The 20,301-nt window shown below is 66.4% G+C and carries 16 protein-coding genes; 6 read left to right on the top strand and 10 right to left on the bottom strand.

Going from position 1 to position 20,301, the window contains the following annotated elements:
- The first annotated feature begins 25 nt into the window (after positions 1–25).
- Positions 26–1,090, top strand: coding sequence for a tRNA epoxyqueuosine(34) reductase QueG (gene queG, locus M3P36_RS04050; RefSeq protein WP_249700995.1), 1,065 nt, complete (start codon positions 26–28; stop codon positions 1,088–1,090).
- A 103-nt stretch (positions 1,091–1,193) separates the two neighbouring features.
- Here the strand turns inward: queG and M3P36_RS04045 are convergent, their stop codons facing one another.
- The 5 genes from M3P36_RS04045 to M3P36_RS04025 form a co-directional block, all read right to left on the bottom strand.
- Positions 1,194–2,426: an NAD(P)/FAD-dependent oxidoreductase gene (locus tag M3P36_RS04045; RefSeq protein WP_249700990.1), complete on the bottom strand. Its 1,233-nt coding sequence runs from the start codon at positions 2,424–2,426 to the stop codon at positions 1,194–1,196.
- 46 nt (positions 2,427–2,472) lie between these two features.
- A complete protein-coding gene (locus M3P36_RS04040; protein WP_249700987.1) occupies positions 2,473–7,146 on the bottom strand; it encodes an NAD-glutamate dehydrogenase in 4,674 nt (1,557 codons plus the stop codon).
- Positions 7,147–7,229: 83 nt separating this feature from the next.
- Positions 7,230–8,210, bottom strand: coding sequence for an LLM class flavin-dependent oxidoreductase (locus M3P36_RS04035; RefSeq protein WP_249700981.1), 981 nt, complete (start codon positions 8,208–8,210; stop codon positions 7,230–7,232).
- Positions 8,207–9,010 carry a tetratricopeptide repeat protein gene (locus M3P36_RS04030; protein WP_249700976.1) on the bottom strand — a complete coding sequence of 268 codons (804 nt, stop codon included), beginning with the start codon at positions 9,008–9,010 and terminating at the stop codon, positions 8,207–8,209. The genes M3P36_RS04035 and M3P36_RS04030 overlap by 4 nt, the downstream gene beginning before the upstream one ends.
- A gap of 18 nt (positions 9,011–9,028) precedes the next feature.
- A complete protein-coding gene (locus M3P36_RS04025) occupies positions 9,029–9,757 on the bottom strand; it encodes an alpha/beta fold hydrolase (protein WP_502798357.1) in 729 nt (242 codons plus the stop codon).
- Positions 9,758–10,055: 298 nt separating this feature from the next.
- Here M3P36_RS04025 and thrS point away from each other — a divergent pair, with 298 nt between their 5' ends.
- Positions 10,056–12,053 (top strand): threonine--tRNA ligase, encoded by a 1,998-nt coding sequence (gene thrS / locus M3P36_RS04020; RefSeq protein WP_249700973.1) that lies wholly within the window; start codon positions 10,056–10,058, stop codon positions 12,051–12,053.
- Between the two features lie 375 nt (positions 12,054–12,428).
- On the opposite strand, the gene M3P36_RS15140 is transcribed toward thrS, so the two are convergent.
- Entirely contained in the window at positions 12,429–12,551 is a 123-nt protein-coding gene (locus tag M3P36_RS15140) for a hypothetical protein (RefSeq protein ID WP_283773315.1), read from the bottom strand.
- A gap of 57 nt (positions 12,552–12,608) precedes the next feature.
- Complete coding sequence (locus M3P36_RS04015) at positions 12,609–13,595, bottom strand: agmatine deiminase family protein (protein WP_249700971.1); 987 nt, start codon at positions 13,593–13,595, stop codon at positions 12,609–12,611.
- A 93-nt stretch (positions 13,596–13,688) separates the two neighbouring features.
- On the opposite strand from M3P36_RS04015, the gene M3P36_RS04010 reads away from it, so the two are divergent.
- The 3 genes from M3P36_RS04010 to M3P36_RS04000 all read left to right on the top strand — a co-directional run bounded on the left by M3P36_RS04010 (position 13,689) and on the right by M3P36_RS04000 (position 17,883).
- On the top strand, positions 13,689–16,355 hold the full coding sequence (locus tag M3P36_RS04010) for a [protein-PII] uridylyltransferase family protein (RefSeq protein ID WP_249700969.1): 2,667 nt from the start codon (positions 13,689–13,691) through the stop codon (positions 16,353–16,355).
- A gap of 1 nt (position 16,356) precedes the next feature.
- The gene (locus M3P36_RS04005) at positions 16,357–16,830 is read left to right on the top strand and encodes a peroxiredoxin (RefSeq protein ID WP_249700967.1); all 474 of its coding nucleotides are present in this window, start codon (positions 16,357–16,359) and stop codon (positions 16,828–16,830) included.
- A gap of 381 nt (positions 16,831–17,211) precedes the next feature.
- Positions 17,212–17,883 (top strand): M23 family metallopeptidase, encoded by a 672-nt coding sequence (locus M3P36_RS04000; protein WP_249700964.1) that lies wholly within the window; start codon positions 17,212–17,214, stop codon positions 17,881–17,883.
- A gap of 76 nt (positions 17,884–17,959) precedes the next feature.
- Here the strand turns inward: M3P36_RS04000 and galU are convergent, their stop codons facing one another.
- Positions 17,960–18,835, bottom strand: coding sequence for a UTP--glucose-1-phosphate uridylyltransferase GalU (gene galU / locus M3P36_RS03995; protein WP_249700962.1), 876 nt, complete (start codon positions 18,833–18,835; stop codon positions 17,960–17,962).
- Positions 18,836–18,972: 137 nt separating this feature from the next.
- On the opposite strand from galU, the gene M3P36_RS03990 reads away from it, so the two are divergent.
- On the top strand, positions 18,973–19,206 hold the full coding sequence (locus tag M3P36_RS03990; RefSeq protein ID WP_249700960.1) for a hypothetical protein: 234 nt from the start codon (positions 18,973–18,975) through the stop codon (positions 19,204–19,206).
- Here M3P36_RS03990 and M3P36_RS03985 read toward each other — a convergent pair.
- Both M3P36_RS03985 and phbB read right to left on the bottom strand, forming a co-directional pair.
- A complete protein-coding gene (locus M3P36_RS03985; RefSeq protein WP_249700958.1) occupies positions 19,200–19,445 on the bottom strand; it encodes a ribbon-helix-helix domain-containing protein in 246 nt (81 codons plus the stop codon). The two genes, M3P36_RS03990 and M3P36_RS03985, sit on opposite strands and share 7 nt — an antisense overlap.
- An 11-nt stretch (positions 19,446–19,456) precedes the next feature.
- Positions 19,457–20,179, bottom strand: a complete 723-nt coding sequence (gene phbB, locus M3P36_RS03980) for an acetoacetyl-CoA reductase (RefSeq protein WP_249700956.1) — start codon at positions 20,177–20,179, stop codon at positions 19,457–19,459.
- Positions 20,180–20,301 lie beyond the last annotated feature (122 nt).

Here is a 20,301-nt window from a genome sequence, read left to right as displayed (position 1 = left end):
ACAATGAACGCGAGCAAGTGCGATTATGGTTAACGCAGCGGTGATATCGCTGATCCAGGAAAAGCTGCGGGCCAAGGCGGCCGAGCTGGGCTTTGCCGCGGTCGGCTTTGCTCCGGCCGAGGATGATCCGGTGCGCGCCGCGCGGCTGCACGCGTGGCTCGATGCAGGCCATCACGGCACGATGGGCTGGATGAAGGACCGCGCCGAGGTGCGGCAGGGGCCACAATCGATGTGGCCCGAGGCTGCCAGCGTAATCGCGCTGGCCATGTCCTATGCGCCCGAACACGACCCGCTGGCGCTGGAAGGCGATCCGGACAAGGCCCGCATCTCGGTCTATGCCCAGGGGCGGGACTATCACGATGTGCTGAAGAAGGCAGCAAAGGCGCTGGCCCGCTGGCTGGTGGCCGAGGCCGAAAGCCACGGACTGGACATGGCGCTCAAGCTGTTTGTCGATACGGCCCCGGTGATGGAGAAGCCGCTGGGTTCGGCAGCGGGGCTGGGGTGGCAGGGCAAGCACACCAACATGGTCAGCCGCGAACATGGATCGTGGCTGTTTCTCGGGGCGATCTATTGCACCCTGCCGTTTACGCCGGACGAACCGGGGCAGGACCGCTGCGGATCGTGCAAAGCCTGCCAGGTGGCCTGCCCGACCGACGCCTTTCCCGAACCATACAGGTTAGATGCGCGGCGCTGCATATCCTATCTGACTATCGAGCACAAAGGCCCGATCCCGCACGAATTCCGCGAAGACATGGGCAACCGCATCTATGGCTGCGACGATTGCCTTGCCGTGTGCCCGTGGAACAAGTTTGCCGAAGTGGCGGCGCGGCACCAGGCCTTCGCCCCGCGCGAAGACTTGGTCGCGCCCGATCTGGCGGCGCTGTTGGCGCTGGATGACGCGGCGTTCCGCACGAAGTTCTCCGGCTCGCCTATCAAGCGGGTGGGGAGGGACCGGTTCGTGCGCAACTGCCTCTATGCTGCGGGCAACAGCGGCAATCGGGCGCTGGTCCCGGCGGTAGAGGCGCTGCTGGACGATCCGGACGAGGTGGTGGCCGAAGCCGCGCAGTGGGCGATAGCGCGGCTTTCCTGAAGTTCCCCCAGGGTCCGTTCGTGTCGAGCGAAGTCGAGACACCTTGCGCCGATGTCTCGACTTCGCTCGACACGAACGGGAGCCCGGAATGTGTTAGGCGCTGCTAGAGCAGATCCTTGAGCGGCACGTCCACGTCCACCAGCGCCTCGGCACTGGCCGCGCTGCGCGCCTTCACCAGCTTCTGGCCCTGCGCATAGTCCTTGACGCAATTGACCGCATCGACCGCGATCACCCGCCCGTCCTTGAGGTAGATCACCGAGAAGCTGCGGCTGGCCGGATCGCCGCGCAGCACCGCCGTGTCGTGCCCCATGCTGAGGCCCGCGGTCTGCAGGCGCAGGTCATACTGGTTGGACCAGAACCACGGCAGCGCGTCATAGGGTTCTGCCATGCCGCAGATATCCCTGGCCGCGACGGTCGCCATGTCGGAGGCGTTCTGCACGCTTTCCAGCCGAATGACCGCGCCGTCGGCATAGGCATTGGCATGGGCCGCGCAGTCGCCCACGGCATAGACATCGGGCAGGCTGGTGCGGCAGTATTCGTCCACGTCCACGCCGTTGGCCCCGGCCGCACCCGCCGCGATCAGCGCGCTGACGGCGGGCACGATGCCGATGCCGACCACCACGATGTCGCAAGGCACTTCCTCGCCGCTCGCCAGTTTCACGCCGGTCATCCGGTCATCCGCATCCCCGACAATCGATTCCAGCGCGCAATCCAGCCGCACGTCCACCCCGTGGCTGCGGTGTTCGCGGGCGAAAAAGTCCGACAGCTCTTCACCCGCGACGCGGGCCAGCAGGCGCGGCAGGGTTTCGAGCAGGGTGACCTGGCATTCCAGCTTGGTCAGCACAGCCGCTGCTTCCAGCCCGATATAGCCGCCGCCGACCACCACCACGCGCCGCTTGCCGCCCGCAAGGTCAGCCATCAGGGCATCGACATCGCGCTTGTCGCGCACGGCGTGGATGCCATCGAGATGCGCGCCCGCGCAGGACAGCCGCCGTGCATCGCCGCCTGCGGCCCATATCAGTGTGCCATATTCCACCGGCCCTGCGCCGCCAGCCAGCATGACCTGCTTTGCCACCGGATCGATTTTGGTGACGGTGGTGCTAAGCATCAGCGACACCTGCTTGTCGGCCCAGAAATTCTCCGGGCGGATCAGCAGGCGCTCGAACGGCTTGTCGCCCGCGAGATATTCCTTGGACAGCGGCGGGCGTTCATAGGGCAGGGCCTTGTCGCGCCCGATCATCAGGATCGAGCCTGCATAGCCGTTCTGGCGCAAGGCGATGGCGGCCTGCGCCCCGCCATGGCCCGTTCCCACGATCACGATATCGGCTCTGGTCATGGGCACGAGCGATTGCGCCTTATGGGCCATCCGTCAAGCGCTGCGCTCAACCCTGCAGCAGGTTGCGCGCCTGTCCGGCGATCTGGGCGAGCATGGCGGGACTGGCCGCCGGCATGGCCTGGGCGCGCGACACGATGGCGCGGAACCGGGCGATGGCGGGCGCGTGGTCGGCGGCCCAGCGGTCTATCCGCTCGTCTATCCCGCGCGCCTTGCCGTTTGCCAGGTGGCGCAGGAAATCGAACCGCATCTGCTGGAAATCGCGCGCCAGGCCTGCCGCCAGCAGCCGCTCCCACGGATCGGGCGGGCTCATCGTGGCGGCGCGGGCCTGGGCCCAGTCGAGGCCGAGCATGGTGCCAAGCGCGATGAAGGCATTGGCAAGGTCCACCGCCGGTATCCGCGTATCGCGCGCCAGGGTGGCAAGGCCGATCGCCCCGTCGAGCGCGAACAGCCGTCCGACCTGTCCGGCGAGAGCCTCTGGCGCGCCTGCCTTTACCATACCGGAGGTAAGCGCATCGCGCTGGCCGCGCACTTCGAGGCCGAGCAGCTTTTCGGCATGGGCCGACAGTTCGCCCACCAGCGGCCCGAGCGACTTGCCCAGCGCAGAGGGACCATGGGAACAGCCGCTGGTGCGCAAGAGGTCGGCCATATGGCCGCGCAGTGCGCGGGCCACCTGGTCGAACATTTGCAGCCGTGCGGCTTCCGGCATGGCCGCCGTGTCGATCGCCTGCCACAGCTCGTGCATGCCCAGCAGGTCGCAGGCCGCCACGAAAGCGCAGGCCAGTTCCGCCAGCGAGGTGCCTTCCTCCTCCACCAGTTCGAACGGATGGATCAGCCCCAGCCGGTTGACGATCTGGTTGGCCACCACGGTCGCCACGATCTCGCGCCGCAGCTGGTGGTTCAGCAGTTCCTTGCGGTACTTGTCCCGCAACTGCGGCGGGAAATCGCCCAGCACCAGGGCATCGGCGGCAGGATCACCGGCCAGCGGGCCCTGCTCGATCGCATCTTGCAGGGCGAGCTTGGCATTGGACAGCAGCACGGCCAGTTCAGGACGGGTGAGGCCATGCCCCTCGGCCGCGCGGCGGGCGAGCACGTCGCTGGCGGCAAGACCTTCGGTCCGCCGGTCCAGTTCGCCCAGTTCCTCCAGCGTCTCGATCAGCCGCAGGTAGGCGCCCATGGCGTCCGCCCCGGCCATCCCGGCAATCGACAGGGCGAGCGCCTGGAGGCGGTTGTCCTCCAGCACCAGTTCGGCGACCTCGTCGGTCATTTCGGCCAGCAGCATATTGCGCCGCTTGTCGCCGAGCTTGCCCGAGACTTGCGCTGCCGTGAGCGCGATCTTGATGTTGACCTCGTTATCCGAACAATCGACCCCGGCCGAATTGTCGATGAAATCGGTATTGATCCGCCCGCCCGCGCCACTCGCGCCATGCAGCGCATAGTCGATCCGCCCGGCCTGGGTCACGCCGAGGTTGGCGCCTTCGCCGATTACCTTGGCACGCACGTCGCCGCCATCGACGCGCAGGGCATCGTTGGCCGGATCGCCGACCTGGGCATGGCTCTCGCCGCTCGCCTTCACGTAGGTGCCGATGCCTCCGAACCAGACGAGGTCCACCGGGCTCTTGAGGATGGCGGAAATCAGGCTGTCGGGATCAAGTTCCGCCTCGGTCACGCCGAGTGCCGCCTGGGCCTGCTTCGACAGGGCGATGCGCTTCTGGCTGCGCGGAAAGACCCCGCCACCCTTCGACAGCAGTTCGGCGGAATAGTCTGCCCAGCTCGATCGCGGCAGGTCGAACAGGCGCTTGCGCTCGGCCCAGCTTGTCGCGGGGTCGGGATCGGGGTCGATGAAAATGTGCCGGTGGTCGAAGGCCGCCACCAGCTTCAATGACTTTGACAACAGCATGCCGTTGCCGAACACGTCGCCCGACATGTCGCCGCAACCGACCACGCGCACGGGCTCTGCCTGCACGTCCACGCCCATTTCGAGGAAGTGCCGCTGGACCGACAGCCAGGCCCCGCGCGCGGTGATGCCCATGGCCTTGTGGTCATAGCCGTTGGAACCGCCGCTGGCGAAGGCATCGCCCAGCCAGAAGCCGTGCTCAAGCGCGATGGCATTGGCCGTGTCGGAAAAGCTCGCCGTGCCCTTGTCGGCGGCAACCACGAAATAGGGGTCCGGCCCGTCATGGATCACCACGCCCGCCGGGTGGACGACCTTGCCATCGACGATATTGTCGGTGACCGACAGCAGGGTGCGGATGAACAGCTTGTAGCTTGCCTTGCCTTCCGCCGCCCAGACATCGCGATCGAGCGCCGGATTGGGCAATTGCTTGGGATAGAACCCGCCCTTGGCACCGGTCGGCACGATCACCGCGTTCTTCACCCGCTGGGCCTTCATCAGGCCGAGCACTTCGGTGCGGAAATCGTCGCGCCGGTCGGACCAGCGAAGCCCGCCGCGCGCCACTGGCCCGGCGCGCAGGTGAATGCCTTCGACCCGCCGCGAATAGACGAAAATCTCGCGCCACGGCACGGGCTTGGGCAGGCCGGGGACGAGGCTGGAATCGAACTTGAAGGCCAGCGCCTCCTCGCCCGCATCAGCAAAGACATTGGCCCGCAGCACGGCATGGATCACCTGCCAGTAGAGCCGCAGGATCCGGTCATCGTTGATCGCGCCAACGCCCGCCAGCCCGGCGCGGACCTGTTCGTCGATCCGGGCCGAAGCCTCCGCGCGGTCACCCTTGAAACGGGGATCGTGGCGCGTGCGCAAAAGATCGACCAGTGCGCGGGTAACATCGGGCGCGGCGGCCAGGGCATCGACCACCGAATAGATGGTGAAGGCGACATGGGCCTGACGGAGGTAACGGTAGAAGGCCCGCAGCCATTCGGCTTCGACGGCAGAAAGCCCGGTGCTCACCACCAGCCGGTTGAATACGTCGTTCTCGGCCCGGGCATTGAGCACGGCCACCACGGCCTGCTCGATCGCTTCGGCCCGTTCCAGCGCCGGGGCACCAGCACCCGTGCCGAGCAGGAAATCGTGAATCGTGACCTCGTCCTCGCCGATCAGGTCGGTCGGCACTTCGGCCAGCACGCGAAAGCCGAAGTTCTCCAGCGCGGGCACGGCATCGGACAGCGGCAGCGAACCGCCCGCCTGATAGACCTTGAGCCGCAAATGCTCCGCCGGATCGCCCGGCAGCCTGTAAAGCCGCACGTCGCGGCCCAGCGGCTGGAGCGTGGTGTCTGCGCCGAGAGCGCGCAGGCAGGCGATGTCGCGTGCTGCTTCCTCGGCGCCGTATGTGGTGCGGTAGGCTTGCGGGAAGGAACCCGCATGGCGCAGGGCGAGCGCGGCGGCGCGGCCCGCTTCCCCGGTTTTGGCGAGCGCCGCCTCGACCGCATCGTTCCACCCGCGCAGCATGTCGGCCAGCCGGGCGTCCAGTTCGGGCGCGTGCTCGCTGGCACCGGAACTGCGCGCATCGAGGACATAGCGCAGCATAGCGAGGTTGCCGCCTTCCACCGTCAGGCTCCAGTCGAGCATCTGCGTGCCGGTGCCTTCGGTCAGCAGCGCTTCGATCTGCTCGCGCACCGTGGTGGACAGCATGTCGCGCGGCAGCCAGACGAAAGCGAACAGGTGGCGCTTCAGCGGGGCGGCGACCAGGGCCAAGCGCGGGCGCGGGCGGTCGATCAGGGCCATCATGGCCGTGGCAACGCGGCAGGTGTCCTCGGCCTCAAAGCCGATCACCAGGTCGTGCGGCAGGACCGACAGGGCATGGACCAGCGCCTTGTGATCGTGGCTGCCGGGGGTGAAGTTGAGGCTGGCAGTGATAGCCTCCAGCTGGCGGCGCAGCACGGGCACGCCATCGGGCGGCGTGGAGAGCGCGGCGCTGGTCCAGATGCCCGCATGGACCGACAGGGCGGCGACCTTGCCTCCCTCGATCACCGGCACGATGAACAGGTCCAGCGGCACGCGGCGGTGGACCAGGCTGGTGCGGTTGGCCTTGACGATCAACACGCGGCTCTGGCGCGCCTTGTCCCTGAACCAGGCGAAGGCGAGCTTCCAGCTCGGTTCGGCCAGCACGTTGCCCGCGCTCTTGCGGCATATGCCCAGCGCTGCGCTTTCGCTGCCGTCGGCGTGGCGGGTAACATGGCCCAGTTGCGTCATCATGCCGCCGCCCAGCCAGCGCAGCAGTTCGGCGCTTTCGCTATCCTGCAGGGTCTCGGCATCGGCCTCTATCGCTGCGCGCATTTGCGGCCAGTCGGCCACGGCCTTGCGGACATCGGCCACGGTGCGGACCAGTTCGGCTTCCAGCGCGCGGCGCTGCTTCGCGTCGATCCGGTCTGTCTCCAGATAGATGAAGCTTTCGCGGATGGCGCCGGGTGCGTCGTCTTTCGGCAGGCCAGCAAGCTGGCGGCAGTCATCGCGCAGGACCGGCAGGATCGGGTGGACCAGCAGGTCCACTGCCAGGCCGTGATCGGCAATCGCCCGGCTGATCGAATCGACCAGGAACGGTACGTCGCGGTTGACCACGGCGATGCGGGTGATGCGGCGGGCATCTGTGGCGCTGCGAACAAGGATGGCAGGGCGGTTCTTCGCGCGGACAGCTGCGGCTTCAAGCAGGAACTGCGCTGCATCGGCCAGCGGCTGGCCTTCCAGCGCGGCTTCGCCTGGCAGGATCGAACCTGCGATGCGTCGCTCCAGTTCAGTCAGCAGGATCTTGTCCGATTTCGCCGTCATGCGGTATTTCTCCTCTTCCGGCGCGGTTCAATACAGGGAGGACAGGCGCTTGGCACCCCCTGTTGGTAATAAATGAAACCGGTTCAGTTCAGCGCATCTATTGCCAGCCGTAGCGAGCGTTGCCGCGCCTTGGGATCAAAGGTGGCACCCGAAACGATGATCTCGTCAGCCTGTGTGCGCGCCACGAAGCGGTCGATCTTTGCCGCGACCGTAGCGGGCGAGCCTACGGCGCGGGCTACGTCCATTCTCTCCAGCATGGCGCGGGACGACAGGTCCAGGCTCTCGCGGTAGCCCGGTTTGGGCGGCGGCAGCTTGCCCGGATCGCCGCTGCGCAGCCGCACGAAGGACTGGTCCTGCGACGAGGCGAGCAGTGCCGCCTCCTCGTCGCTGTCGGCGCAGATCATGGTCATGGCCGCCATGGCGTGGGGTTTGTCGAGCACGGTCGAGGGCTGGAACTGGCTGCGATAGGTTTCCAGCGCGGCGTCGAGGTGGTCGGGCGCGAAGTGGCTGGCAAAGGCATAGGGCAGGCCCAGCCGCGCGGCCAATTGCGCGCCGAACAGGCTGGAGCCGAGCATCCACATCTGCACATTGGAGCCAAGCCCCGGCGTGGCAGCGATCGGCAGGTCGATGTCGCCGGTCAGCAGCGCGCGCAGTTCGACCACGTCCTGCGGGAAATAGTCCGCCGCGCTGCGCAGGTCCTTGCGCAGGGCCTGCCCGAGGATTGGCGCGGCACCCGGCGCGCGACCGAGGCCAAGGTCGATCCGGCCGGGGAACAGCGCATCCAGCGTGCCGAACTGCTCTGCGATGACGAAGGGGTTGTGGTTGGGCAGCATGATCCCTCCCGATCCAACGCGGATCGTGCTGGTGGCATGGCCGATATGCGCCAGCACCACCGCAGTCGCGCCGCCCGCGATACCGGGGGTGGCGTGGTGTTCGGCCACCCAGAAGCGTTTGTACCCTGCCTCCTCCGCCACGTTCGCCAGCTCGCCCGCTTCGCGCAAGGCGGTCGCAGCATCGGAGCCCTCGCGGACGGGGACGAGGTCGAGGACCGATAGCGGGATCATCGGCTGCCCTCCTCTGGTTCGCCAACTTCGTCGAGCTGTGCCAGATAGGTTCGTGCAACGTCTGCTTCCGGGGATCGCGGGGCGAGGTCCACTACCGATTGCCAGCTTTGTCGCGCCGCATCGTCACTGCCGCTCAGCACGGATATCACGCCCGCTTCCAGCCCGATCGCCGGATTGGCCGGATCGAGCGCGGCGGCAATGGCGATCCACCCGCGGGCCGATGCAAAGTCGTCCATCCGCCGGGCCAGCGTGGCCGACAGCAGCCAGACTGCGGGATCCTGCGTCGCCAGCTCGCGCGCCTGGGCCAGCGCCTGCGCGCCGTCCAGCTCCTGCCCCATGGCGACAAAGGCCCGCGCCCGGTCGGCAGAGATCGAGCCTGCCAGTTCGCTGTTGCCCGCCGCCGTGGCATCGGCCTGAGCCACTTCGAACAGGGTGAGCGCATCGGCGGGACGCTGGTCCCCCAGTGCTGCATTGCCCGCCATGGTCCCGATCCGCGCCCGTTCGGCCCGGTCATCCGCCCGCAAGCCATCGCGCGCGGCGGTAAAGGCCTGCTCTGCCGCCTGCCACCGCAGCACGCCCATATAGGCAAACCCCAGGCACTGCTGCGGCGCGCTGGTGGCGGGGCCGGACAGCCCTTCGAGCCATTGCGAGGCCGTGGTGATCGCCAGCGCCGGATCGGTCCGCGACTCGGTCATACAGGCGAGCAGCCGGTCGTCCTCCACCGTCGGACCGCCGAACGGCAGGTCGAGCGGGATGGTCAGCTGCGAGAACACGAGCGAGGCGGTGAGGAAAGCGAGCATGGGCGTGTAATGATCCGATCAGCGCATTTGTGCCAGGGTATGGAGCAGCAGGGCAATGTCGCCTTCGCGGCTCAACCGGTGGTCTCCGCCCTTGACCAGCGTCACCTGCACATCCTCTGAACGCAGGGCCGCGGCCAGTTGCAGCGACACGGCAGGCGGCACATCGGCATCAAGCTGCCCGTGCAGCAGGCGCACCGGGCAGTCGAGCGCAATGGCCTGCCCAAGCTGCAACTGCCCCTCGCCATCGGCCCAGAACTTCGCATGGGTGGGAGTCGGATCGGGGCCATAGGCACTGTCCTCCAGCACGGTTTCGCCAGCCGCGAGCTGCGCCTTCTGCTCGTCCGAATAGCCCCACGAGGTGAAATCGGGCGCGGCGGCAATGCCCACCAGCCCCGCCACCCGCTCGCCCAGTTGCTGCGCGGCCAGCAGCATCAGCCAGCCGCCCATCGAGGAACCGACCAGCACGATCCGCTCGTTGGCCAGTTTCTCGTGAGCAAGCCCGACCACTTCCTCGCACCATCGCGTCAGCGTGCCGTCCGCAAAATCGCCGGGGCTTTCCCCGCAGCCCGAATAATCGAGCAGCAAGCACTCGCGCCGGTGGCCCACGCACCAGTCGAACACCGCGGTCGCCTTGCCGCCCGCCATGTCGGACATGTAACCCGGCAGGAACACAACGGCGGGGCCGCTTCCGGCATTATGGCTATAGGCAATGCGGCGGCCCGCGATTTCGGCAAGGTCTGTCATCATGTCCAACATGGCGGTTCGCGCGACCAAGTCCAAGGGCAAGCGAAGCACCTTAGTGACTTTGCAACCGCGTGCCCCTATATCGCCTGGCATGACGCATGGCCGTGCCACCACGACAACTACCACCACCCCGGTTTTCCGGGGCCGGCAGGTCGTGGGCTGATACCGCGCCTGCCGCCGCCCGGTTCGGGTGGTGCGGCGTCGAGCTCCCCGGACTTCCCCTTCTACCCGACGCCGCCCCTTGTGGACGCTTGGCGCTCTGTGCCATGGCGCCCGTCGGAAAAAGTGAAAGACGCGATTGATGAGCGACCTGTTGAAGATCAGCCTTCCCGATGGTTCGGTACGCGAGATGCCGCAGGGCTCGACCCCGGCCGATGTCGCGCTCGCCATCGGCCCCGGCCTTGCCAAGGCGGCGCTGGCGGCCCGCGTCAACGGGGAACTGCGCGATCTCACCCGGCCGTTTGATGGCGACAGCGAACTGGCGCTGGTGACCAGCCGTGACGAGGCGGAGGCACTGGAACTGGCGCGGCACGACTATGCCCATGTGCTGGCCGAAGCCGTCCAATCGCTGTTCCCCGGCACGCAGATCACCTTCGGCCCGGCAACGGACGATGGCTTCTATTACGACGTGTTGGCGCCTGCCAGCCGCGAGCCGTTCGGCATGGACGACCTGCCCGCGATCGAGGCGGAAATGCGCCGCATCATCCAGGCAGACAAGAAGCTGACGCGCGAGGTGTGGAGCCGCCAGCAGTTGATCGAAAAATGGCAGGCCGATGGCGAAAGCTTCAAGGCCGAATGGGCCCAGGAGCTGCCCGAGGGCGAGGAACTGACCGTTTATAAAAGCGGCGAGGACTGGCTCGATATGTGCCGCGGCCCGCACCTGCCCAGCACCGGCAAGCTTGATCCACAGGCCTTCAAGCTGATGCGGGTGGCGGGCGCATATTGGCGCGGCGACCAGAAGAACGCGCAGCTCACGCGCATCTACGGCACCGGCTGGCTCAGCAAGAAGCAGCTCGATGCCCATCTCCACAAGCTGGAGGAAGCCGCCAAGCGCGATCACCGCCGGCTGGGCCGCGAGATGGACCTGTTCCATCTGCAGGAAGAAGCCCACGGCTCGGTGTTCTGGCACCCCGCCGGTTACAAGATCTGGCGCGAGCTGGAGGCCTATATGCGCCGTGCCATCGACGGTGCAGGCTACCAGGAGGTCAAGACCCCGCAGGTGATGGACGCCCGCCAGTGGGAACAATCGGGCCACTGGGGCAAGTACCGCGCCAACATGTTCGTAATCCCGGACGAGGTGCCCAATACCGAGGACGAAGGCCCGGTTATCAGCGGCGATGCGCAGTGGATGGCATTGAAGCCGATGAACTGCCCGGCCCACGTGCTGATTTTCAAGCAGGGTATCACGAGCTATCGCGACCTGCCGCTGCGCCTTTATGAAAACGGCTGCTGCCACCGCAATGAACCGCACGGCGCGCTGCACGGCCTGATGCGCGTGCGCCAGTTCACCCAGGACGATGCCCACATCTTCTGCCGCGAAGACCAGATCGTGTCCGAAGTGCGCGCGTTCTGCGAACTGGCGGACCGGATCTACTCCCACTTCGGTTTCACCTATCAGATCAAGCTGGCCCTGCGCCCGGACCAGCGGTTCGGGTCCGATGCCGATTGGGACAAGGCCGAGGCCGAACTGCGTCAGGCCGTGGTCGATGCCGGAATGGCGACGGCGGAATATGGCTGGGAAGAACTGCCCGGCGAAGGCGCGTTCTATGCCCCCAAGCTGGAATGGCACCTGACCGACGCAATCGGCCGCACCTGGCAGGTCGGCACGATCCAGTCAGACCGGGTGCTGCCCGAACGGCTCGACGCGGTCTATGTGGGCGAGGATGGCGAGAAGCACCGCCCGGTCATGCTCCACCGCGCGATTTTCGGTTCCTATGAACGGTTCATCGGCATCCTGATCGAACACTTCGCCGGACGCCTGCCCGCATGGCTGGCCCCGACGCAGGCCGTGGTGGCGACCATCGTGTCCGATGCCGATGGTTATTCGGCAGAGGTGGCGGCGCAACTGGCCGCGGCGGGTATTCGGGTGGAAACCGACCTCCGGAACGAGAAGATCAACTACAAGGTGCGCGAGCACTCCCTTGCCAAGGTTCCCTACCTGCTGGTGGTCGGCAAGCGCGAGGCCGAGGAAGGCACGATTGCGCTGCGGACCTTGGGGGCGGAACACCAGAAGGTGCTGCCGCGGGCGGACGTGGTGGCGCTGATCAAGGCGGAGGGGACTGCGCCCGATTTGCGGTGAAGGCTTCTTAGGCCAGAGACTCTCACACGAAGACACGAAGATGTCGCTTGCGCCGTAGGCGCTGTTTCTCGTTCACCGGGTGCAGCAGGGACCAGCGCCGGGAATGAGGGCGGCTTTGCCGCTGGCGCACCATCTTCGTGTCTTCGTGTGAAATACATTTCCTACACCGGCCCTAGCCGCCAATCCCCACCGCGCGGGCACCTACCTGCACGGCTCTTTCATCTCGTCAAACAGCGCGAGCGCGCGTTTCTTCAGGCCCCCTGTCACTTTGTCGCCCTTAGGCCAAGCGACTGGAATTGAACAGGAATCTGGCGAAAACAAAAGTGACACGCTGTCACTTCTGTCACCTTTGCATTTACCGCAACTTGGAGAGGATCAGAGCGGCAGGAACTGCCCGGCAGCGATCAGCGCAGTGCCGCAGGCCGCCACGATCACGAAGCGCAGGGCCTCTACCGAATCGACGGCGCGGGTGTGGGTGAAGGCAATGGCTTTGCTCATGGGCGGCATTGTCTGCCGAAATCGTAAACGAAAAGTTAACGCCTCCCTCTGGCGCGCCTAAAGCGCCATTGGAACATGCTGGCTGCAACAGTGGAAGCTGCCGCCACCAGTGAGCACGGCATCGGCCATCAGGCCTACCGCCTCGCGCCCCGGGAACAGGGCGCCGATGGCCGCCACGGCCTCGTCATCGAAACGCGAGCCATAGATGGGAACCACCACCACGCGGTTGGCGATCACGAAGTTCATGTAGCTGGCGGGCTCGGCATCCTCGCTGTCTCCGATCAGCCCTGGCGAGGGGACGCGGACCACGTCGAGCCCGAAGGCCTCGGCGCGCGATGCCGCCTCGTCATAGGTCGCGGCATTGGGATCATCGCTGTCGGCGGCGACCGGGATGGCGATGCGGCCCGGCGCCACGAAGCGGGCGAGGTTGTCCACGTGGCCATCGGTATGGTCGCCCAGCAGGCCGTCGCCCAGCCACAGCACGCGGGCAAGGCCAAGGTCGCGGCCCAGCCGTTCGGCGATGTCGGCCTGGCTCAGCGACGGATTGCGGTTGCGGTTGAGCAGGCATTGCTCGGTGGTGACAACAAGGCCCGTGCCATCGGTATCGACCGCGCCGCCCTCCAGCACCCAGTCAGCGCGGCCAAGATCCTCCAGGCCACCGGCTGCCACCAGCGACGGGCCGGTCTGCTGGTCGCCGTCGAGCAGGTACTTGCCGCCCCAGCCGTTGAACCCGAACCGCCGAGCAGCCCGCCTGCCGTCCATATCGAGCAGGGTCAGGGGGCCGGTATCGCGCAGCCAGATATCGCCATAGGGGTGCTGCTCGATCACCAACTCCGGCAGCACCAGCGCGCGGGCCTGTTGTTCGGCCACGTCATCGCGCACGACCAGCCGCACTTCCTGGCCCGTTGCGGCCACGGCATTAGCGAAGGCGGCGACTTGCTCCTGCGCGGGGACAAGGTCGTCCTCCCACAGGTCGGCAGCAGCGGGAAAGCCGATCCAGATCCAGTCCTGTTCGGCCCATTCGGCGGGCATGCGGTATGTCATGGCCCTGCATTGGCAAAGCGGGGGGCCAGAGGCAAGCGCCCGTGGCAAGCACCGGTCTTGCCCTCCGGTAGAATGCGCGGCAGGGGTAGGCGCATGAACGGCCAAACAAATTGCGATTGGGACGAGGCGCTGGCGCGGGTGCGGGCCTGTTCGCCGTTCCTCACGCTGGCCCTGTCGCGGATGCCGGACCTGGCGGAACTGCTGGCGCAGGGCCGGGCGGACGAGGCACTGGCGCTTGCCAAGGCTACGGACGATGCGGATGTCGGGAAGGCCCTCCGGCGCGAGCGCACCGGGCTGGCGCTGGTGCTGGGCGTGGGCGACCTGGCGGGGCACTTCACACTCGACCGGGTGATGGCCGAACTGTCCAGCCTCGCCGACCGCGCGCTCGACCGGGCGATTGCTGCCGCGATCCGGCGCCGCGTGCCCGATGCCGATCCGGCAGGCTTCACGGCCATCGCTCTGGGCAAGCACGGGGCGGGGGAACTGAACTACAGCTCGGATATCGACCCGATCCTGCTTTACGATCCCGAGATCCTGCCGCGCCGCGCGAACGAGGAACCGGGAGAGGCGGCGCAGCGCTATGCCCGCTGGCTGGTCGAGACCCTGTCGAGCCAGACTGCCGATGGCTATGTCTTCCGGGTCGATCTCAGGTTGCGGCCCGCCAGCGAGGTCAGCCCGCTGGCCATCTCGTTCGACGCGGCGATGTCGCATTACGAAAGCTCGGCCCTGGCCTGGGAACGGGCGGCCTATATCCGGGCGCGCAGCGCAGGCGGTGATTTGGCGGCGGGCGAGCGGTTCCTCGACCAGATGCGGCCCTTCGTCTGGCGCCGCAATCTCGATTTTACGGCCATCGAGGAGATCCGCCGCCTCACCATGCGCATCCGCAAGGCCTATGCCGGGCCGCTGGAACCGGGGCCGGGGTTCGACCTCAAGCGGGGGCGAGGCGGTATCCGCGAGGTGGAATTCTTCGCCCAGACGCACCAGCTCATCTACGGCGGCCGGCAGCCCGACCTGCGCCAGCGGGGCACCCGCGCCGCGCTCGATGCCCTGGCAGCAGAGGGGATCATCGCGGCCGAGGATGCGCGGGTGCTAGGCGAGAGCTATTACCGGCTGCGCGTGGTCGAACACCGCTTGCAGATGGTAAATGACCGGCAGACCCACGAACTCCCCGCCAGTGGCGAAGCGCTCAACAATGTCGCCCGGCTCGATGGACTGCCCGATGGCGCGGCGCTGCTGGCTGACCTCGCCCAGGTCTGCGGGCAGGTGGCGGCGCGCTATGACGAGCTGCTGGGCGAGGATGCGCGGGCAACTGCAGCCGCGCCCGGCGCGCCCGCCGGCCTGCCGGACGATTTCGCCCGCCGGGTCATCGGCTGGAAAGACAATATCCATGCCCTGCGCGGTACCGAGGCGCGGATCGCCTTCGATGCCATCGCGCCAATCCTGTCCGAAGCCCTGGCCGGGGCGAACGAGCCGGACCGGGCCATGGCGCGGTGGGAAACCCTTCTGGCTCGTTTGCCGACAGCGATTAACCTATTCCGCCTATTCGAACAGCGACCCGGCCTGCTGGAACAGGTGCTGCGGATCATCACGCTCGCCCCGCCGCTGGCCGATGCATTGGCGCGGCGGGTGGAACTGCTCGACGCGCTGATCGATTCCACCGCGCTCGACCTGCCCGATGACGTACCCGCCCTCGCCGCCCGCATGGCGGCCTGCGAAGTGCCCGACTACGAAGCGCGCCTCGATCATATCCGGCTGGTCGTGGGCGATGCCCGGTTCGCGCTGGGGGTGCAGCTGGTCGAGGGGCGACACGATCCGCTCGCGATTGCCGAAGGGCTGTGCCGCGTGGCCGAGGCGGCGCTGCAAGTGGGAGCCGATGCGGCAACGGCGGAATTCGAGGCCAAGCACGGCAGGATCGACGGCAGCGAACTGCTGGTCCTGGGACTGGGGCGGCTGGGCGGTGGGGCGCTGACGCCCGCCTCCGACCTCGATGTGGTCTATCTGTTCAACGGGGCCGAGACCGGCGAGGAATCCGATGGTCCACGCCCGCTTACCACCTCGCTCTATTTCAACCGGCTGGCCACCCGCGTAACCGCAGCGCTCAGCGTCCCGACGGCCGAAGGCGCGTTGTACGAGGTGGACACCCGGTTGCGGCCGCAGGGCAACCAGGGGCCGCTCGCCGTCAGCCTCGACAGTTTCGCACAGTACCAGAAGGACGACGCCTGGACCTGGGAACACATGGCCCTGTGTCGCGCCCGCCCGCTCTATGGCTCGGCTGCCGCGCGTGAACGGTTGGCCGCAATCATCCGTGAGGTGCTGGAAACCCCGCGCGATGCGGGCAAGCTCAAATCCGATGTCCTGGCGATGCGGGCCGAGATCGCGAAGCACAAGCCGCCGCGCGGCCCGCTCGATGTGAAACTGCTGCGGGGCGGGCTGGTCGATTGCGAATTCCTCGTCCACTTCCTGCAACTGCGCGAGCGCCGTGGCCTGGCGCCCGGCGTGGATACGGCGATCGGCGGGCTGATCGAAGCGGGCTTGCTGCCGCCGGACATGGCGGATCATTTCTCCGCCCTGGCGCGCGCGCTGATCTCGGCGCGGCTGCTGGCGCCCGATGGACTGGAGCCACCGCCTGCTGCCCGTATTGCGCTGGCCCAGGCCTGCGGGCACGAGGACTATGCCGCGATGCTGGCTGCGCTGGGCGAGGCCCGCCAGGCCATCGCCGCGCAGTGGGCGATACAATTCGGCGAGGAACTGGAGGTTTGAGATGAGCAATCTGCCCGATAGTGGCGACCTGATGCCCGATGTGGCCTTGAATGCGGTCGATGGATCACCGCTCAAATTGTCGGACTTCAAAGGCCGCAAGCTGGTGGTCTTCTTCTATCCCAAGGACGACACGCCCGGCTGCACCACCGAGAACATCGACTTTTCTTCCCTGCAGGACCAGTTCGAGGCTGGCGGCACTGCGCTTCTGGGAGTGAGCAAGGATCCGCCCGCCAGGCATGCCAAGTTCACCGCCAAGCACGGCCTGACCGTTCCGCTTGCCTCGTACGCAGAGGAAGACGGACTGTCTGATGCGTTGGGCATCTGGACGCTGAAAAGCATGTATGGCCGCAGCTACATGGGGATGGAGCGCACGACCTACCTGGTGGACCGGGAAGGCAGGATCGCCCGCGTCTGGCGCAAGGTGAAGGTCAAGGGCCACGCTGCCGAAGTGCTCGAAGCAGCCCGGGGCCTGTGATGCCCCGCGAGTGAAGTGCCCAACGAATCGTTGACCCGATTCGGTTTCCTGAAGCCCAAGGCCACAAGCCGTTTCGTTCCGGCGATGAAGCGAGTTCGGTGAGATTGCGGCAACTGGCGGAAAACCGCGATTTAGCGTGGCCTTGCGGCGGCAATTCATCTGCGGTTCAACGACTCACCCCGTCTCGCAGTCAGTCCGTCGCGCAGGCACAGGTGCACCCTTGCCTAGTTAACCTTTAGGCCCTTACCCATGCCAACAGGCCAGACGGGGGAAGGTTCCCACACTGGTTTTCGCTCTTCGGACGGGTGGCCCAGCAGGGCCGAACAGGGGTCCGGCGAAACTGACGGGTTTGCCGCAAGGCAATGGAATTAAAGGGATCGCATGATCATCAAGTCCGCACTCGGCATCGCTGCCTCGCTAGTTCTGGGCGCTGCGCCCGCTCTCGCGAATGACGGCGTGGCTCCCGCTTCGGCCCAGTTCACCGCTGCTATCGACGCCAGCTCCACGGTCTCCGACGAAGAATTCAGCGAACTGTTCGCCAGCTGGGGTGAAATCGCCCAGGGTGGCCAGGTTACCGAGAGTGGCCTGATCGTTGGCGCTCCGCGGATGGCCGTTTCAATTCCCTCGGGCATGCCGCTCGACAATATGCGCCTGACCAGCGGTTACGGCATGCGTAGCCATCCCGTGCTCGGCGGTCGCCGCCAGCACAACGGCGTGGACCTTGCCGCGCCGACTGGCACCCCGGTTTACGCCACGGCCGATGGCCGCGTGGGCATGGCACAGTGGTACAGCTCCTATGGCAACTACGTGCAGATCGAGCACGGCGGCGAGCTGCAGACGCGCTTCGCCCACCTTTCTTCCTATACGGTCCAGCCGGGCGAAATGGTCCGCAAGGGTGACCTTATCGGCTATGTCGGTTCGACCGGCCGCTCGACCGGCCCGCACCTGCACTATGAAGTTCGCGTGTCGGGTGAATCGGTCGATCCTACCCCCTACATGACCACGCAATATGCCTCGATTGCCCGGGGCGAAGGCGGCCAGGGCGGCGACTAAGTCCTCCGGCGCAAGCTGACACGAAAAAGGCGGCAGTCACCTGCCGCCTTTTTCGTATGTGCTCTTGTGGTCCTGCTCAGCCGCGCAGCAGCCGTTCAGCCAACAGCCTGACTTCCGCGCCGATGTCCTCACGCTCCAGTGCGAGGGCCAGCGTGGCCTCGACAAAGCCCAGCTTGCTGCCGCAATCGAACCGCCGCCCGGCAAAGGTGACCGCGTGGAACGGCTGGGTGCCGATCATGCGGGCCATGGCATCGGTCAGCTGGATCTCTCCGCCCGCACCCTTGCCCTGGTTTTCCAGCGTGCGCATCACTTCGGGCTGGAGGATATAGCGGCCCGAGATGATCTTGTTGGACGGCGCCTGGTCCTGCGGGGGCTTTTCCACCAGCCCGCGGACCTCTGTCAGCGCGCCACTCGTCGCACCGGGATCGATCACGCCGTAACTCGACACCTCGTCCCACGGCACTTCCAGCACTGAGATGAGGTTTCCGCCGACTTCGTTATAGGCCTCGACCATCTGCGCCATGCAGCCTGGTTCGCCCACCATCAGCTCGTCCGGCAGGATGATGGCAAACGGCTCGTCCCCCACGATGGCGCGGGCGCACCAGATCGCATGGCCGAGGCCCAGCGGCACCTGCTGGCGCACGGTGATGATATCGCCCGGCGTGGCGCGGGTATCGTCCAGCGCGGACAGGGACTTGCCGCGCTCGTTCATGGTACTCTCAAGCTCGTAGGCAATGTCGAAATGCTCGACGATGGCGGTCTTGCCGCGTCCGGTGACGAAGATGATCTGTTCGATCCCAGCCTCGCGCGCCTCGTCCACCGCATACTGGATGAGCGGCCGATCAACGATCGGCAACAGCTCCTTGGGGATAGCCTTGGTGGCGGGCAGGAAGCGGGTGCCGAGCCCCGCCACGGGGAACACGGCTTTGCGGATCGGTTTCTTGGCGCTCATGGAAAAACCATAGGAATGGGCCCTCGTTGCGGTCAACCGCGTTTGTCTTGCGACCGATATTCCATGCCTTAGCCGAAATGCGTGAACCTTTCGCTGCACCGACCGTTGGATGGACAAGCAAACTATGAGGTGACCCCATGATCTTGAAAACTGCAATGCTCGGCGCGCTCGGCTATTTCGGGTACAAGTACTACCAGAAGAACCGGCAAGATGCCGCCTTCGCCGACGGCCAGGCGGTCGGCAACAATTTTGCCAAGGTGCGCGACGCAGGGCCGAACGCCATGCGGGACGGCAACGCGGGCCAGTGGTCGAAGGTGGACCAGGCAAGCGACGAGAGCTTCCCCGCCAGCGATCCGCCCGCCAACTATTGATTCGTGGTTTCCAGCCAGCGCGATGCCAGCCACAGGCGGATCGCGCTGGCAAGGCCCGGCGGCGTGTCCGCAACGATGCGCTGGGCATCGATCCGCGCCACCAGCGCATTCAGCGGCAGGCCTTCGTTTTCGGCGGCCTGCCGCAAGGCGTTCCAGAATAGTGGTTCGAGGCTGATCGAGGTCTTGTGGCCGGCAATCTCGACCGAATGCTTGACCGGCGGGTGGTAGATGTCAGCCAATCCGCCTGTGCTCAATACATGTGCTGGCCACCGTTGATCGACAGGGTCGATCCGGTGACGAAGCCGCCGTCTTCCGAGGCGAGGAAGCTGACGCCGCGGGCGATCTCGTTCGCCTGGCCGAGGCGGCCGACCGGGATCCGGGCGACAATCTTTTCCAGCACGTTCTCCGGCACGGCAGCGACCATGTCGGTATCGATATAGCCGGGTGCGATGGCGTTCACCGTCACTCCGAAGCGCGCGCCTTCCTGGGCCAGTGCCTTGGTGAAGCCATGAATCCCGCTCTTCGCGGCGGCATAGTTGACCTGGCCATACTGGCCCGCCTGGCCGTTGATCGAGCCGATGTTGATGATCCGGCCCCACTTCTGGTCGCGCATATGGTCGAAACAGGCCTTGGCCATGTTGAAGCAGCCGCCGAGGTTTACCCGCAGGACATCGGTCCAGTCCTCGTAGCTCATCTTCATCAGCGTGCCGTCGCGGGTGATGCCGGCATTGTTGACCAGCACGTCGATCGGGCCGACTTCCTCTGCCACCTTGGCGCAACCTGCCAGCGTTTCGGCATGGTCGCCCACGTTCCACCGGTAGGCGACGATGCCGGTTTCTTCGGTGAAGGCGCGGGCCTTGTCGTCATTGCCTGCATAGTTGGCCACCACGGTCATGCCGTCGGCCTGCAAAGCCTCACAAATGGCGCGGCCGATACCCCTGGTTCCGCCGGTGACGATTGCGACACGTGCCATGTGGTCTATCCCCTCTCGATTCGGTTTCGATCTATGCATTTTTTCCTAGGGCAGCGAGGCCTTCGGGCAAACAAAAACCCCGCCGGAGCGGGGTTTCATGCGATGTCTGACCCTATTGGGTG

The organism is Altererythrobacter sp. KTW20L (genome assembly GCF_023501975.1).
GTDB lineage: Bacteria > Pseudomonadota > Alphaproteobacteria > Sphingomonadales > Sphingomonadaceae > Alteraurantiacibacter.
The sequence above is the reverse complement of the archived record's forward strand: the minus strand, read 5'-3'. Positions and strand labels throughout refer to the sequence as shown.

Coding starts and splice junctions, on each gene's coding strand:
- M3P36_RS04015 (WP_249700971.1), bottom strand. CDS start 13,595: ATGACATACCGCATGCCCGCCGAATGGGCCGAACAGGACTGGATCTGG.
- phbB (WP_249700956.1), bottom strand. CDS start 20,179: ATGGCACGTGTCGCAATCGTCACCGGCGGAACCAGGGGTATCGGCCGC.
- M3P36_RS04030 (WP_249700976.1), bottom strand. CDS start 9,010: ATGCTCGCTTTCCTCACCGCCTCGCTCGTGTTCTCGCAGCTGACCATC.
- M3P36_RS03990 (WP_249700960.1), top strand. CDS start 18,973: ATGATCTTGAAAACTGCAATGCTCGGCGCGCTCGGCTATTTCGGGTAC.
- M3P36_RS15140 (WP_283773315.1), bottom strand. CDS start 12,551: ATGAGCAAAGCCATTGCCTTCACCCACACCCGCGCCGTCGATTCGGTA.
- queG (WP_249700995.1), top strand. CDS start 26: ATGGTTAACGCAGCGGTGATATCGCTGATCCAGGAAAAGCTGCGGGCC.
- M3P36_RS04045 (WP_249700990.1), bottom strand. CDS start 2,426: ATGACCAGAGCCGATATCGTGATCGTGGGAACGGGCCATGGCGGGGCG.
- M3P36_RS04040 (WP_249700987.1), bottom strand. CDS start 7,146: ATGACGGCGAAATCGGACAAGATCCTGCTGACTGAACTGGAGCGACGC.
- M3P36_RS04010 (WP_249700969.1), top strand. CDS start 13,689: ATGAACGGCCAAACAAATTGCGATTGGGACGAGGCGCTGGCGCGGGTG.
- thrS (WP_249700973.1), top strand. CDS start 10,056: ATGAGCGACCTGTTGAAGATCAGCCTTCCCGATGGTTCGGTACGCGAG.
- M3P36_RS04005 (WP_249700967.1), top strand. CDS start 16,357: ATGAGCAATCTGCCCGATAGTGGCGACCTGATGCCCGATGTGGCCTTG.
- M3P36_RS04000 (WP_249700964.1), top strand. CDS start 17,212: ATGATCATCAAGTCCGCACTCGGCATCGCTGCCTCGCTAGTTCTGGGC.
- M3P36_RS04025 (WP_502798357.1), bottom strand. CDS start 9,757: ATGATGACAGACCTTGCCGAAATCGCGGGCCGCCGCATTGCCTATAGC.
- galU (WP_249700962.1), bottom strand. CDS start 18,835: ATGAGCGCCAAGAAACCGATCCGCAAAGCCGTGTTCCCCGTGGCGGGG.
- M3P36_RS04035 (WP_249700981.1), bottom strand. CDS start 8,210: ATGATCCCGCTATCGGTCCTCGACCTCGTCCCCGTCCGCGAGGGCTCC.